Annotated in this window: 10 protein-coding genes; 5 read left to right on the forward strand and 5 right to left on the reverse strand. The window is 63.1% G+C overall.

Annotated features, from left to right (window positions below; translation table 11 throughout):
- Nucleotides 1-153: 153 nt before the first annotated feature.
- Nucleotides 154-1,983, forward strand: coding sequence for a translational GTPase TypA (gene typA / locus NKJ81_RS15295; protein WP_352540900.1), 1,830 nt, complete (start codon nucleotides 154-156; stop codon nucleotides 1,981-1,983).
- A gap of 16 nt (nucleotides 1,984-1,999) precedes the next feature.
- Nucleotides 2,000-2,209, forward strand: coding sequence for a hypothetical protein (locus NKJ81_RS15300; RefSeq protein ID WP_352540901.1), 210 nt, complete (start codon nucleotides 2,000-2,002; stop codon nucleotides 2,207-2,209).
- Between the two features lie 31 nt (nucleotides 2,210-2,240).
- On the opposite strand, the gene NKJ81_RS15305 is transcribed toward NKJ81_RS15300, so the two are convergent.
- A complete protein-coding gene (locus NKJ81_RS15305) occupies nucleotides 2,241-2,867 on the reverse strand; it encodes a DUF1062 domain-containing protein (protein WP_352540902.1) in 627 nt (208 codons plus the stop codon).
- A 393-nt stretch (nucleotides 2,868-3,260) separates the two neighbouring features.
- On the opposite strand from NKJ81_RS15305, the gene NKJ81_RS15310 reads away from it, so the two are divergent.
- The gene (locus NKJ81_RS15310) at nucleotides 3,261-3,875 is read left to right on the forward strand and encodes a LysE family translocator (protein WP_352540903.1); all 615 of its coding nucleotides are present in this window, start codon (nucleotides 3,261-3,263) and stop codon (nucleotides 3,873-3,875) included.
- A gap of 9 nt (nucleotides 3,876-3,884) precedes the next feature.
- On the opposite strand, the gene NKJ81_RS15315 is transcribed toward NKJ81_RS15310, so the two are convergent.
- The gene (locus NKJ81_RS15315) at nucleotides 3,885-4,208 is read right to left on the reverse strand and encodes a YciI family protein (RefSeq protein WP_023678126.1); all 324 of its coding nucleotides are present in this window, start codon (nucleotides 4,206-4,208) and stop codon (nucleotides 3,885-3,887) included.
- 137 nt (nucleotides 4,209-4,345) lie between these two features.
- Entirely contained in the window at nucleotides 4,346-4,909 is a 564-nt protein-coding gene (locus NKJ81_RS15320; protein ID WP_352540904.1) for a peroxidase-related enzyme, read from the reverse strand.
- Nucleotides 4,910-5,039: 130 nt separating this feature from the next.
- Between NKJ81_RS15320 and NKJ81_RS15325 the strand changes: the two genes are divergently transcribed.
- Entirely contained in the window at nucleotides 5,040-9,860 is a 4,821-nt protein-coding gene (locus NKJ81_RS15325) for an NAD-glutamate dehydrogenase (RefSeq protein WP_352540905.1), read from the forward strand.
- Nucleotides 9,861-10,049: 189 nt separating this feature from the next.
- Complete coding sequence (locus tag NKJ81_RS15330) at nucleotides 10,050-11,426, forward strand: MFS transporter (protein ID WP_352540906.1); 1,377 nt, start codon at nucleotides 10,050-10,052, stop codon at nucleotides 11,424-11,426.
- A gap of 37 nt (nucleotides 11,427-11,463) precedes the next feature.
- Here NKJ81_RS15330 and purH read toward each other — a convergent pair whose 3' ends face one another.
- Nucleotides 11,464-13,080 carry a bifunctional phosphoribosylaminoimidazolecarboxamide formyltransferase/IMP cyclohydrolase gene (purH, locus tag NKJ81_RS15335; protein ID WP_352540907.1) on the reverse strand — a complete coding sequence of 539 codons (1,617 nt, stop codon included), beginning with the start codon at nucleotides 13,078-13,080 and terminating at the stop codon, nucleotides 11,464-11,466.
- A gap of 84 nt (nucleotides 13,081-13,164) precedes the next feature.
- Nucleotides 13,165-14,913 carry a heparinase II/III family protein gene (locus NKJ81_RS15340; RefSeq protein ID WP_352540908.1) on the reverse strand — a complete coding sequence of 583 codons (1,749 nt, stop codon included), beginning with the start codon at nucleotides 14,911-14,913 and terminating at the stop codon, nucleotides 13,165-13,167.
- Nucleotides 14,914-15,034: the final 121 nt, after the last annotated feature.

Consider the following 15,034-nt stretch of genomic DNA (forward strand, 5'->3'; position numbering starts at 1 on the left):
AATTCCACTTCACACCAAGACATTTAAGATTTGGTGACTTTATTTGGTGGCTCGCCTCCTCTTTCGCAATTGCGAAAAACCCTGTATGAGCCGCCCAACCGAAAGAGGCAGCGCCTTTTGGCCTGCTGCCTGCAACGCTCCCGAGACCGAAACATGAAAATCCGCAATATCGCGATCATCGCGCACGTCGACCATGGAAAAACCACCCTCGTCGACCAGCTTCTGAAACAGTCCGGCTCGTTCCGCGACAACCAGCGCGTCGCTGAGCGCGCCATGGATTCGAACGACCTCGAAAAGGAACGCGGCATCACCATCCTGGCCAAGGCGACCTCGGTCGACTGGAAGGACACCCGCATCAACATCGTCGACACGCCCGGCCACGCCGACTTCGGCGGCGAGGTCGAGCGCATTCTGTCGATGGTGGATTCGGCCATCGTGCTGGTCGACGCCGCCGAGGGGCCGATGCCCCAGACCAAATTCGTGGTCGGCAAGGCACTCAAGGTTGGACTGAAGCCGATCGTCGTCATCAACAAGATCGACCGGCCAGATGCCCGCCACGTCGAAGTGGTGAACGAGGTGTTCGATCTTTTTGCAGCACTTGACGCTACCGACGAGCAGCTCGACTTCCCTATCCTTTACGGTTCAGGCCGCGACGGCTGGGTCTCGGAAAACCCCGAAGGTCCGAAGGACCAGGCTCTGGCGCCGCTGTTCGACCTCGTCATCAAGCACGTGCCGGCGCCGACCGTTCATCCCGGCCTATTCCGCATGATCGGCACCATCCTGGAAGCCAATCCTTTCCTCGGCCGCATCATCACCGGCCGTATCGAATCCGGCACGCTGAAATCCAACCAGGCGGTCAAGGTGCTGCACCATGACGGCACCCAGGTCGAAACCGGCCGAATCTCGAAAATCCTTGCTTTCCGCGGGCTCGAGCGCCAGCCCATTGACGAGGCGCAGGCGGGCGACATCGTCGCCATCGCCGGCCTGTCGAAAGGCACTGTCGCCGACACCTTCTGCGACCTGTCGGTGACCGAGCCGCTGCACGCGCAGCCGATCGATCCGCCGACTGTGACGATGTCTTTCCTCGTCAACGATTCGCCGCTGGCCGGTACCGAAGGCGACAAGGTGACCAGCCGCGTCATCCGCGACCGCCTGCTGCGCGAGGCCGAAGGCAATGTCGCGCTGAAGATCGAGGAATCACCTGACAAGGATTCGTTCTTCGTTTCCGGCCGCGGCGAATTGCAGCTGGCCGTGCTGATCGAGACGATGCGCCGCGAAGGTTTTGAGATCGCCGTGTCGCGGCCGCGCGTCGTCATGCAGAAGGGCGATAGCGGCGAATTGCTGGAGCCGGTCGAGGAAGTCGTCATCGACGTCGACGAGGAGCATGCCGGCGTCGTCGTGCAGAAGATGTCGGAGCGCAAGGCCGAGATGGTCGAGCTTCGCCCTTCGGGCGGCAATCGCCAGCGCATCGTCTTCCACGCACCGACGCGCGGGTTGATCGGCTACCAGTCGGAACTGTTGACCGACACGCGCGGCACCGCTGTGATGAACCGGCTGTTCCATGCCTATGAACCTTACAAGGGTGAGCTGCCGGGCCGTACCAACGGCGTGCTGATCTCCAACGAACAGGGTGAATCGGTGGCGTACGCCATGTGGAACCTGGAAGACCGTGGCCCGATGGTCATCGACCCGGGCGTCAAGGTCTATCAGGGCATGATCATCGGCATCCATTCCAGGGACAACGACCTCGAAGTCAACGTGCTCAAGGGCAAGAAGCTGACCAACATCCGCGCCGCCGGCAAGGACGAGGCGGTAAAGCTGACACCGCCGATCCGCATGACGCTGGAACGCGCGCTGGCCTGGATCCAGGACGACGAGCTGGTCGAAGTGACGCCGAAGACCATCCGCCTGCGCAAGCTCTATCTCGATCCGAATGAGCGCAAGCGTTTTGAGAAGTCGGCGAAAGTGGTCGGCGCGGCATAAAGGGCAATACCGCGCAATGAGCGGTAAACTCGTCACGGCTGTCATATACGACAATCGACCCGAGGCCGAAGTTTGCGTGTCGATGCTCGACGCGTATGGAATTTATGCTCTCGCGAATTATCTTCTCGACACGGGCAGGCTTGGCTTGATCCATGTGCAAGTCGCCGACTGCGATCTCGATGCGGCCAAGGGTTTGATTGGCTCGGCCTCCAAAGAGGGCGACTGACCCCTGGCCGTACGGATTCCCTGCCGTTGCCTCATTCACCTGCAGCCGAAATGATTTTGTCCCGGTCTGGTTCGCCAGACAGGTGGATCTGGATCGCCGTTCCCGCCCGCGCTGGCTTGCGCAAGGCTTTGGCTCCGTCCGGACCAACCACCAGCAATCGTTTCTCTTCCCAAACCTGAAGCCGCGATCGCGAGACACCGAGTTCGTTGGCGAGCAACCGGTCGAGCCGCAGCGCTGTCGGCATTTCGAGCCAGAGCTGAAGTTCGAGCGCGCTGGTATTTTCCGGTCTATCCCCGAGCGCCTGCTTATGAACGACGGCTTCGGGAAACTCCTCGACGCGCCCGATACTGCTTCGCAATGCGGCAACATCGAAGGCATGGCGCCGCGCCAGGACCGGATCGTTGCTTTCGAGCGCCTGCAATATTGTCGGTTCGATATCGCGGCGGCTGCAGCGCTCCAGAATGCCGAAATTCCAGGAATTGTCGCAGTCGATGCAGCGGTAGATCAACCAGGCGTCAATGCGCTTGCCGTTGGCATTGACCCGGAATTTGCCGCTGCAGCGATAGGCTTTCAGGCCGCCGCAGCGATTGCAGTTGAGGTGAGGTCGAGGTGCGGTCTTGGGTGTGATCGTCCAGCGGATACGCAGTATCGAAGGCATGCCGAAAAGCCCTTCCCGTCGGGAAGTTCGTCAGATCGGCGATATCGAGAACCCATGCGGGGACGGCGTGGCGAGAGACTGCGGCAGTTGGAAATCAGGTGTCGCGGGTGGTTATGCGCGACAGCGGTTCAGCAGTGCCAAACCGGTCTCGAACCGCCACCCGAGGAACACATGATGTGAAAATAGGCATCGCGACTGCGACGCCCTGCTCTGTGTTGGGGGAGTTGACGAGACCGGCGGTTACGAAGGCAAAGTGAAGCTCGAAATGATGTCGGGACGACATTTCTAACCGCGAGGTGCCTGGCCGACAAGCCTTCTTTCGGTGGACGCTACTGTCGTCGGACCAGTTGGGTTATCTTGAACGACCCAAACATTTCAAACGGGATCCGCGTCATGCATTTCACATCGCTTCTGATTTTTGCCGGCGCCCTGCTTGTTGCCGCCGGCTCGCCCGGCCCATCGATCGCCGCTCTTGTGGCGCGGGTCATCGTAAAAGGGTTTCGCGACGTGTTCCCGTTCCTGCTTGCGATGTGGATCGGCGAAGCGATCTGGCTGTCGCTGGCGGTGTTTGGCCTCGCCGTGGTGGCGCAGACGTTCCACTTTGCCTTTGTCGTCGTGAAGTGGGTCGGCGTCGCCTATCTCGGCTGGCTTGCCTGGAAGATGTGGACGGCACCGGTCGAGGCCAAGGAAGGCGCGCTGCCGCGCGAAGATTCGCCCGTCAGACTGTTCTTTGCCGGCATGGCCGTGACGCTCGGCAACCCCAAGATCATGATGTTCTATCTGGCGCTGCTGCCGACCATCATCGACCTCGGTTCGGTCAGCATGGTCGGCTGGATCGAATTGACGGCGACCATGGCAGTGGTCCTGGTCGCCATCGATTTGACATGGGTGCTCGCCGCATCGCAGGCGCGCAAGCTCTTGAGGAGCAAGCGGGCGATGAAAATCGCCAACCGCATCAGCGCCGGTACCATGGCCGGCGCTGCGGCGGCGATCGCCGCGCGGTCTTGAGCCGGCGCGTCAACCCATTTCGATTATCGGCGCAATCTCGACGCTGAAACCCGGGTCCGTCAGGATAGGACAATCCTTGGCCTTGCCGACGGCATCGTCGATGTCTTTCGCTTCGATGATGGTGTAACCGGCGGTCGGATTGCTGCCGCCATTGTTCTCGACCTTGCCGCCAGGCAGCAGGGTCTTCGACATGCCGACTGGATTGCCGCCGTCGACCACCGCTGAGCCAAGCTTGCCGTACCAGCCGTTCCAGGCATCCATCGCTGCCTTCCGTTCGGCCTCCTCGGTCGGCATCTTGCCCGAGCCGTGATAGACGTAGAGAAATTTCGCCATGTTCTCCTCCTCTGATCGGCGGCATCGAACCGGCATGCGGTCATGCCGCATGCCGATCATCGGACCAAACCGGCAAACAAGCAACGAGAATGCGAAGTAGCTAATATAATATGCCGTTGACTCGCAACGCCGGTGCCCTATCGCGCCATCGCATGGTATTCATCGTTCGGCCGCATATCGATTGCCGATGCCAGCCGGTTCGACATGTTGAAGAACGCCGCGGTCGAGGCGATGTCCCAGATGTCGCGGTCGGAAAAGCCGACTTGCCGCAACGCCGCCCGGTCCGCTTCGACGATCTTTGCCGGCTGCCCGGTCAGCTTCACCGCGAATTCGAGCATGGCGCGTTGCCTGTCCGACAGCTTGGCGGCGCGAAAATTCATCACCATCATCTCGCCGAAGGCTGGGTCGCCGGAAAGCTGGCGCACCGCCGCGCCATGCGCGGCCAGGCAATAGTAGCAATGGTTGACCGATGAGACGGCCACCGCGATCATCTCGCGCTCGAGTTTCGACAGGCCGGATTCACCCAGCATCAAATCATTGTACATGTCGGTGAAAGCGCGCAGCTTCTTCTCGTCGAAGGCATAGGCGAGCAGCACGTTGGGAACGAGGCCGAGCTTCTCCCGGCACTTGGTGAAATAGGCCTTGGTCGCGTCGCTCAGCTCCGCCGGTGCCAGGTCAAGCGCGGTGATTTTGTCCGTCATGGCGGATCTCTCCTCTTTTTCGCCAGGCTGCCGGTGAATTCCGACATTTCGTCGCAAGCCGTCAAACCTTTGTCGCCAAATACCCGTCATCTGTTAGCATACCCGCAAAAACATGTGACGGGAGGGACTCATGGCCAGCGTAAAGTCAGCGAGCCGGTTGAAAAAAGCCGGCCTGACGAGGGGTGAAGCCGCGGGTGGTGAAAAGCCCGGCAGGCTTGCCGACTACCTGCTGGCCCGAGCTCCGGCCGAAGATGTCGCCGCCTACGACGTCATCGATCTCGAACGCGCTGCCGAACTCGCCGGCCGCGCAGTGGCCAGGCACAAGAAGGACGACTGCGTCGTTGCCATAGACGTCGATTCCGGTGTCGTCCGCCAGGGCCGGCCGATGACGGTGATCACTGTCGTCAACGACAACATGCCGTTCCTGTTCGATTCCGTCCTCGGCGAGATTACAGAAAGCGCCGGCGAGCCGCTGCTGGTTACCCATCCAGTCATAGTCGTCAGGCACGGCAAGAACGGCGTCGAGGAAATCCTCGGCGATGGCGGTTATGCCAAGGGCGACCACAGCCATGACCGACTGAGCGTCATCCATGTCCATATCGGCCGCCTTTCGGCCGAGCAGGCCGAAGGCCTGGCCGCACGCCTGACGAAACTGCTCGGCCAGGTGCGAGCCGCCGTCACCGACTGGAAGCCGATGCTTGCCCGCCTCGACCAGGCGATCTCGGAATTCCGCTACTCGCCAGTGCCGCTCGACAAGGCCCATGTCACCGAGGCGATCGCCTTCCTCGAATGGCTGCGCGACGACAACTTCACCTTTCTCGGCATGCGCGAATTCAACTATACCGGCGGCGAGACGAGCGGCATGCTCGAGCGCGCCGAAAAGCCCGGCCTCGGCATCCTTTCCGATCCCGACGTGCTGGTGCTCAGACGCGGCACCGAAGCGGTGAGCACGACGCCGGAAATCCGCGCCTTCCTGCATGGGCCGGAACCGCTGATCGTCACCAAGGCCAACGCCAAGTCGTCGGTGCACCGCCGCATCTACCTCGACTACATCGGCGTCAAGACCTACACCGGCAAAGGCGTGCTTTCAGGCGAGCTCCGTATCGTCGGCCTGTTCACCTCGACTGCCTATACGCGCTCGGTGATGAAAATCCCCTATCTGCGCTCGAAGGCGGAAACCGTCATCGCCAAATCCGGCTTCAATCCAAGCGACCATTCCGGCAAGGCATTGATCAACGTGCTGGAGAGCTATCCACGCGACGAGCTGTTCCAGGTTCCGGTGCCGATCCTGCGCAAGCATGCCGAAGCCATACTGGGCTTGATCGAGCGGCCGCGCGTCAGGGCATTGGTGCGTGTCGACCAGTTCGACCGCTTCGTCTCCGTGCTCGTCTTCGTGCCGCGCGACCGCTACGACAGCGTCGTGCGCGAGAAGATCGGCACCTATCTGAAGACCGTCTTCGAAGGCCGGCTGTCCGCCTATTACCCGGCCTTCCCGGAAGGCGGGCTGGCGCGCGTCCATTTCATCATCGGCCGCTCCGGCGGCAAGACGCCGAAGGTCGAGCAGGCAACGATCGAGGCGGCGATCCGCGACATCGTACGGACTTGGGACGATGCCCTGCGCGAGACCGCGACCGAGACCGGCGCCGATGCGAGACTCACGGCCATCGCCTCGCGTTTTTCGGAAAGCTATCGCGACAGTTTTCGGCCGGGCGTGGCGCTGGCCGATGCCGGGCGCATCGCCAAGCTCGATGCGTCAAATCCGATCGCCATCGACTATTACCGTCACGCCGACCAGAAGCCGCATCAGGCGGCGCTGAAGATCTATCACCATGGCAGCCCGGTGGCGCTGTCGCGGCGCGTGCCCGTGCTGGAAAACATCGGTTTCCGCGTCATCAGCGAGCGCACTTTCGAGGTCGGCGACAATCAATCCGGCATGATCAATAGTGATCAGCCCGGCATGGTCTTCATCCACGACATGGAACTCGAGAACAGCTACGGCAGGCCGATCGACCTCGGCAATGGCGGCGCGCTGTTCGAGGATGCGTTCCTTTCCGTCTGGCGCGGTGATGTCGACAATGACGGCTATAACGGCCTTGCCCAGACCGCCGGCCTGTGGTCGGGCGAGATCACCGTCCTGCGCGCCTATGGCCGCTATCTGCAGCAGGCCGGCATCCCGCAGAGCCAGGATTTCATCGCCGCCGCGCTCAACCGTTATCCCGAGATCGCCCGCGACCTGCATGCGCTGTTTGTCGCCCGCCTCGGCGCGACGGCCGAGACGGAAGGCGTCGCTCAGGCCAAACATCTGAAAGCCAAGATCACGGATGCGCTGGAAGACGTTCCCAACATTGACGACGACACCATCATCCGCCGTTATCTGAACCTGATCGAAGCCTCGCTGCGCACCAATCATTTCGTTGCCGATACGAAACAGAAAGGCCAATCGCTGGCGATCAAGCTCGATTCGCAATCGGTCGACGGGCTGCCGGCGCCGCGGCCATGGCGGGAGATCTTCGTCTACGGCTCCGAGGTCGAGGGTGTGCATCTGCGCTTCGGCCCGGTCGCGCGCGGCGGCCTGCGCTGGTCGGACCGTGCGCAGGACTATCGCACCGAGGTGCTCGGCCTGGTCAAGGCACAGCAGGTCAAGAATGCGGTGATCGTGCCGGTTGGCGCCAAGGGCGGCTTCTACCCGAAAAAGCTGCCGATGAGCGCCGGGCGCGACGCAATTTTCGAGGCCGGCACGGCCGCCTACAAGAATTACGTTTCCAGCCTGTTGTCGATCACCGACAATATCGGGCTGGATGGCGTCATCCCGCCAGCCGGCGTCGTGCGGCGCGATCAGGATGATCCGTATTTCGTCGTCGCCGCGGACAAGGGCACGGCGACCTTCTCGGACATCGCCAACGCCATCAGCGAAAGGCACGGCTTCTGGCTCGACGACGCTTTCGCCAGCGGCGGTTCGGCCGGCTACGACCACAAGAAGATGGGCATCACCGCCAAGGGCGCCTGGGAAGCGGTCAAGCGGCATTTCCGCGAGATGAACCGCGACATCCAAACCACGCCGTTCACCGTCGTCGGCGTTGGCGACATGTCGGGCGACGTGTTCGGCAACGGCATGCTGCTGTCGGAGCAGACCCGGCTGATCGCCGCCTTCGATCATCGCGACATCTTCATCGATCCCGATCCCGACATGGCCGCTTCGATGGCCGAGCGCCGGCGTATGTTCGCTCTCGCTCGCTCAAGCTGGCAGGATTACGACAAGACGAAGCTGTCCGAAGGCGGCATCATCGTCTCGCGCAGCCAGAAGTCGATCACCTTGCCGGCCGCCGCGGCTGCAGCTATCGGCCTCGGCAAGACAACGGCCACGCCGGTCGAGATCATGAGTGCCATCCTCAAGGCGCCGGCAGATCTTTTGTGGTTCGGCGGCATCGGCACCTATGTCAGGGCATCGGGCGAGACCAACCAGGACGTCGGCGACCGTGCCAATGACGCGATCCGCATCACCGCACTCGACCTGCGTGCCAAGGTCATCGGTGAAGGCGCCAATCTCGGCGTCACACAGCGGGCGCGCATCGAATTCGGATTGACTGGCGGCCGCTGCAACTCAGATGCGATCGACAATTCGGGCGGCGTGAACTGCTCAGACGTCGAGGTCAACATCAAGATCGCGCTGGCTTCCGCCATGCGGAAAGGATCGCTGACGCGGCCGTCGCGCAACAAATTGCTGGCCGAAATGACCGACGAGGTCAGCGCCCTGGTGCTGTCCAACAATTACCAGCAGACGCTGGCGCTGTCCCTTGCTCGCAAGCGCGGCCTTGCCGACATTGCCCATCAGAGCCGCTTCATGGAGGCGCTCGAGGCGCGCGGGCTGCTCGACCGTGCCGTCGAGACGCTGCCGTCGCCGGCGGCTCTTGCCGAGCGCGAAGCGCGCGGCGAGCCGCTCACCCGGGCCGAGCTCGGCGTGCTGCTTGCCTATGCCAAGATCGTGCTGTTTTCCGATATCGTCGCCAGCGACGTGCCGGACGATCCGCATTTCGACCGCGACCTGATGGGTTACTTTCCCGACCGCATGGCAAAGAAATATGCGGCGGAAATCCACGGCCATCGCCTGCGCCGCGAGATCATCGCCCGTGCCGTCGCCAATGACCTGGTCAATCGCGGCGGCCCGTCCTTCGTCAACAGGCTGCAGGAAGCGACCGGGCGCAGTGCCGCCGATGTCGTGCGCACCTTCGCCGTGGTGCGGGATGGCTTTGCGCTGCCGGCGCTCTATCGCCAGATCGACGCGCTCGACAACCGGATCGACGGACAGATCCAGCTCGACCTCTATCAGGCGGTCAGCCGGCTGATCTATGTGACCAGCGGCTGGTACCTGAAGAACGATGCCGGCACCGCACCACTCGGGCAGCGGATCACCGAGTTGCAGGATGCGCGCAAGGTGCTGGAGCCGAAGCTCGTTGCGCTGTTGCCGGCCTTCTCGCGCGAGCGGATCGAGGAGCGGCGGCACAGCCTGTCGAAGGGCGGCGCGCCCGAGAGCCTGGCCGAGCAACTGGCGTTGACCGATGTGGCGGAACTCATCCCCGACATTGCGCTGACGGCGCGGACGGCAAATGCCGGCATCGTCGCTGCCGCCAAGGCGTTTTTTGCAGTCAGCGATGTCTTCCGCATACCGCGCGTCGAAGATGCGGCGCGCTCGATCACGCCCTCGGATTATTACGATCAACTGGCGCTTTCCCGCGCTACCGACACGATCGGCGCGGCCAGGCGCGGCATCGCGGTGGCGGCGCTGACCGGCCATGCCGAGGCGGCGGATCCGGTGTCGGCATGGTTGGAGGCCGGCGGCGAACGGGTCGGACGCATCCGCGAGCGGCTGCAGGCTCTGACCGAGGGCGGCGACATCACCGTGTCGCGGCTGTCGGTGGCGTCCGGCCTGATGAGCGATCTGACAGGGCTGTGAGACGTCTTCCATATTGCGCGGGATTGCCGGGAAGAACTGCGCTATTGAGCGAACGGCGCCCTGCGTTGGGGGGCGCCGGAGCATGATCCCAAAAAGTGACGATCGGCTTTTGGACAAGATCGTGCTCAACAACAAGACGGAGCATCATTCCGATTCGATCGGCATGGAGCAAGCTCCAGCGGAGGGGACATGGCTGAGATGGCAGTGCAGCGGGCATCGGGACGCGGCATCTGGGGATGGATGCTGTTCGACTGGGCGGCACAGCCGTTTTTCACGGTCGTTACCACCTTCATCTTCGGTCCTTATTTCGTCTCGCGCATGGCCAGCAATCCAGAGACCGGGCAAGCGGCCTGGGGCTACGGCATTGCCGCCGCCGGCGTCGTCATTGCCGTTTTGTCGCCGGTCCTCGGCTCGATCGCCGATCAGACCGGACCACGCAAACCGTGGATAGCCTTCTTCGCCGCGGTCAAGATCACCTGCCTCACCCTGCTGTGGTTCGCCGCGCCCGGCTCTAATCTTTTTCTGGTCGTGGTGTTGTTCTCGCTGGCGTCGGTCGCGGCGGAATTCTCGACTGTCTTCAACGATTCGATGATGCCCCGCCTGGTGCCGAAGAGCGACATCGGCAGGATCTCGAACATGGCCTGGGGACTCGGCTATCTCGGCGGCATGATCGCACTGATCTTCGTCGTTACCGTCATGGCCGGCTCGCCTGAAACCGGCAAGACCGTCGTTGGGCTCGACCCGATCTTCGGCCTCGACCCCAGGCTCGGCGAGGACGCGCGCGCCACCGGACCGTTGTCGGCGGCCTGGTATTTCCTGTTCATCCTGCCGATGTTCTTCTTCACGCCTGATGCGATCAAAGGCATTCCAATCGGGCCGGCGGTGCGCGAAGGCCTGTCGGAACTGAAGTCGACGCTGGCCGAAGTGCGCAAGCGCAGCGGCATTTTTCGCTTTCTCATCGCCCGCATGATCTATCAGGACGGCGTCAATGCACTGCTGGCGCTGGGCGGAACGTTTGCGGCGGCAATGTTCCATTGGTCGATTACCGAGATCGGCCTGTTCGGCATCATCCTCAACGTCGTTGCCATCGTCGGCTGCCTGGTTGCCGCACGCCTCGACACAGCACTGGGTTCCAAGACCATAGTGATGATTTCGCTGGTCATGCTAAGCATCGCTACGCTCGGCATCGTCTCGACCGGCCCGGGCTATACGCTGTTCGGCGCCTGGGTGATGCCCGGACTGGACGGCGGCGGATTGTTCGGCACGGCGGCGGAAAAAGCCTACATTTTCTACGGCCTGCTGATCGGGCTTGCTTTCGGGCCGGTGCAGGCATCGTCGCGCTCCTACATGGCGCGCAGCGTCTCCGCTGCCGAATCGGGCCGCTATTTCGGCATCTATGCGCTGGCCGGCCGGGCAACCAGTTTTGCCGCACCCTTCATGGTGGCCACGATCACCCTGGCCAGCGGCTCGGCGCGGCTCGGCATGGCGGCGATCGTGCTGTTCCTTGGCGCCGGCATGGCAATCCTGATCGGCACGCCCTATCCGGCGGATCGGCCGGCGGAGTGAGCTGCTCTTGCCTTCTCCCACAGCGGGGGTAACGCGTTCAATGCCGGAAATGCCTCACTCCGGTGAAGACCATGGCAATGCCGTGAGCGTCGGCGGCGGCGATGACATCGTCGTCGCGCATCGAGCCGCCGGGCTGGATAACGGCTGTGGCGCCGGCTTCGATTGCCGACAAAAGCCCATCCGCGAACGGGAAAAAGGCATCCGAGGCGACGACCGAGCCCCCGGTCAAGGGCTCCGTCAGGCCGGCAGCCTCGGCGGCGTCGAGCGCCTTGCGCGCCGCGATGCGCGAGGAATCGACCCGGCTCATCTGGCCAGCGCCGATGCCGACTGTAGCGCCATCCCTGGCATAGACGATGGCGTTCGACTTGACGTGCTTTGCCACGCGAAAAGCGAATTTCAGATCGGCCAATTCGGCCGGAGTCGGAGCGCGCCTGGTCACCACTTTCAGCTCGAGGTCATCCACCACCGCGTTGTCGCGGCCCTGAACCAGCAAACCGCCAGCAACCGATTTCAAGCCAAGGCCCGCCGCGCGCGGGTCGGGCAGGCCGCCGGTGACCAGCAGGCGTAGGTTCTTCTTGGCGGCAATGATGCGCACTGCTTCTTCGGACGCCTCCGGTGCGATGATCACTTCGGTAAAGGTCTTGACGATCTCTTCGGCGGTTCCGGCATCGAGGATGCGGTTCATGGCGACGATGCCGCCGAAGGCCGAGACCGGATCGCAGGCCAGCGCCTTGGCATAGGCCGCCTGCAGCGAAGCGTCCTCAGCGACGCCGCACGGGTTGGCGTGCTTGATGATGGCAATTGCTGCGGAGCGCGACGGGTCGAACTCGCCGACCAGCTCGAAGGCAGCGTCGGTGTCGTTGATGTTGTTGTAGGAAAGCTGCTTGCCCTGAAGCTGGCGCGCCGTGGCGACGCCCGGCCGCCTGTCGCCGTTGACATAGAAGCCGGCGCCCTGATGCGGGTTTTCGCCATAGCGCATCACCGACTGCAGCTTGCCGCCGAAGGCGCGCCATGTCGGATGCTCGATCTCAAGCGCCTCGGCGAACCATCCCGAGATCGCCGCATCGTAGGTGGCGGTGCGGGCAAAGGCCTTGGCTGCCAGCTTCTTGCGGAAATCCAGCGACAACGAGCCGAAATTCATCTCCAGCGCGTTGAGCACCGAGGCATAGTCATCGGGATCGGTGACGATGCCGACATAGGCGTGGTTCTTGGCCGAGGCACGGATCATCGCCGGGCCGCCGATGTCGATGTTCTCGACGATCGCCGCGTAGTCGGCGCCGGAGCGACGCACCTCTTCGAACGGATAGAGATTGGAGACGACGAGATCGATCGGCTCGATGCCGTGGTCGCGCATCGCTGCGGCGTGCTCGGGATCGTCGCGCACGCCAAGCAGTGCGCCATGCACCGACGGGTGCAGCGTCTTGACGCGGCCGTCCATGATCTCGGGAAAGCCGGTGAGCTCGGACACGTCGCGCACCGCCATGCCTGCCTCGGCAAGCGCCCTTGCGGTGCCGCCGGTCGAGACTAGCTCGACGCCGGCCGAAGCCAGCGCCCTGGCGAAATCGATCAGGCCGGTCTTATCAAAGACGGAAAGGAGCGCGCGACGGATGGGTACAAGGTCGGGCGCGGGAATGTTCTTGGCGGCGACGGCCATGGGCTGGCGGCCTTTCCAGTTCTGGTTGGAGAGCGTCCGCGGGCCGTAGCATATGAGGCCCGGAAATCAAGCCGCAAGACTTGATCAGTGTCTGCCGTTGCCACCGGCTTCAGCTTTTTCCGGACGGCCGGCGATGATGGTGCGCGTCAATTGCCAGTGGACCTCCGAAATTTCCGAGGCCTTGAACGCAAGCACGATCTGGCGGCTGCGGCGCGGGCCGCCAAGCCCTGCGAAATAGATCGATTCCTCGACCTCGGGCACCACTTCGGTAGAGGTAAACACCCAGGTGTCGGCATGGTCGGCGGCCAGCACCAGACGGTCATGCTCATCCTGGAGCAGGCTAATATCGGGATGGACATGGAAACGCACCGTGACGAAGTCACGGCCATTGTTGCGGATAGAAGCGCCGCCCGGGCGCAGGAAACGGTCCCTGCCGGCAAACACATTGCCTTCGGTCGATAATTTCAGCTCGCGCTCATGCAGGAAGCCGAAGCGCGCTGCATAGCCGTCATGGCGGGCGATGAAGCCCTGGCTGCCCTTCTGGTCGGTGCGCTTGCAAGGCACATGCTGCGGCCCGCCGATCAAAGGCGTGCCGAGCAGGTCGTTGACGCGCAAGGAGTGATTGAAGCGCGCCGACGACGTGTCGTTGATGGTGGCGGTCGAGTGGGCGGCGGTGGCGCGGGCAAGCGGCCGGAACTCGGCGGCGCCATAAGTGTCTATTCCGGCGTTGACGATATAGTGCTGGCGGCCCGACGACAATTCGAAGGCGAGGCATCCGGCGTGAGCGGCATTGGATACGTCGACAGGGGGCGGCGGGCCGGTATCGGCGATCACAGTGACACCGCCCATCGACAGGCGCTCATAACCCGAATGCGGCGCGTGCAGCAACGGTGCGCCGGCGGTGTCGTCGTGATGCAGGATGCTGGCGATACGGTCGTGAATGGTGGCGCCCATGCCGTTGAAGCGGGCGAGGCTGCCGTCCTGATGGCGAAAGAAGCGCAATGCCGGCAGCATCCGGTCGATGGCGCCGATCAGGGCGGCAGGCGGTGTCTCGGCCTGATTGGCGTATGTCTGGCGCAACGGCAGAAGGTCGGCGAGGATTTCAAGCACGGCCATCGGATTGCGCGAGATATGGCCGCCGTCAGGCAGGATCTGGCGGTCGAGCTCCTCGGCGAGATTGCGGGTAGCACCGCGTAGCGCCGAGGCCGGCGCCGGCAGCGACAAAGCGGCAAAGGCCAGCGCAATGCGGGCGCGCAGCCGGTCCTTGCCGTCCGGCATCTCGCGCACCATGGCGCGCAGATAGCGGATCTGGACGGCGAGCGATTTCAAGAACGCGCGGTAGAACGGAAATTCGGCGCCCTGCAACACGATCGAGGAATGCTGCAGCCAGGCAATGACACGCTTGGCCGTCGTGCCGGGCTCCCAGGCGACGCCGGAAATATGGCTGCCATGGATTGCAATCCAGTCGGAAACCAACGCCCGCGCGTTGGCGGCGGCTAGCTCGGTGCCGGCGGCACGCATATGCCGCAGCCAGCGAAAGCCATGCAGCGTTTTTTGCCAGCCGGGATTGGGCACGTCGATCTGGAAGGGCGATTTGCCGCCGGTCTCGACCAGATGCCCCGAAAGCGGATAGCGGCCGTAATAGATCTCGAGCGCGATCTGAGGATCGGCGAGCCGCAGGTCCGGTGGGGCGATCAGGACGCGCTCCGGCGTGCGGCCTGAGTAGCGCCAGCGATAGAGTGGCCCGGCGCGCAAGCGCCGGCGCGTCTTGCGCCAGAACTCCCTCGCGACAAGCGTCCACAGACGCGTCGTGTTACCGGCAGCGATTGCCAAAACCCCTCCTGATCGTCCTCACCCAGGCACAAGTTTATATGATTCAAGAACTTGTGCGAAGGCGAATTCCGCGGCAGTGGGGCCGTTCAGCCTGTTTTCCATGCCTCCTCGCCCCAAGAAG

It is taken from the genome of Mesorhizobium sp. M0018 (assembly GCF_040323955.1).
Classification (GTDB): Bacteria; Pseudomonadota; Alphaproteobacteria; order Rhizobiales; family Rhizobiaceae; genus Mesorhizobium.

Bases quoted from the DNA above. Each gene is read 5' to 3' on its own strand.
- NKJ81_RS15325 (WP_352540905.1), top strand. From the start codon at position 5,040: ATGGCCAGCGTAAAGTCAGCGAGCCGGTTGAAAAAAGCCGGCCTGACG.
- NKJ81_RS15320 (WP_352540904.1), bottom strand. From the start codon at position 4,909: ATGACGGACAAAATCACCGCGCTTGACCTGGCACCGGCGGAGCTGAGC.
- NKJ81_RS15310 (WP_352540903.1), top strand. From the start codon at position 3,261: ATGCATTTCACATCGCTTCTGATTTTTGCCGGCGCCCTGCTTGTTGCC.
- NKJ81_RS15330 (WP_352540906.1), top strand. From the start codon at position 10,050: ATGGCTGAGATGGCAGTGCAGCGGGCATCGGGACGCGGCATCTGGGGA.
- NKJ81_RS15300 (WP_352540901.1), top strand. From the start codon at position 2,000: ATGAGCGGTAAACTCGTCACGGCTGTCATATACGACAATCGACCCGAG.
- purH (WP_352540907.1), bottom strand. From the start codon at position 13,080: ATGGCCGTCGCCGCCAAGAACATTCCCGCGCCCGACCTTGTACCCATC.
- NKJ81_RS15305 (WP_352540902.1), bottom strand. From the start codon at position 2,867: ATGCCTTCGATACTGCGTATCCGCTGGACGATCACACCCAAGACCGCA.
- NKJ81_RS15315 (WP_023678126.1), bottom strand. From the start codon at position 4,208: ATGGCGAAATTTCTCTACGTCTATCACGGCTCGGGCAAGATGCCGACC.
- typA (WP_352540900.1), top strand. From the start codon at position 154: ATGAAAATCCGCAATATCGCGATCATCGCGCACGTCGACCATGGAAAA.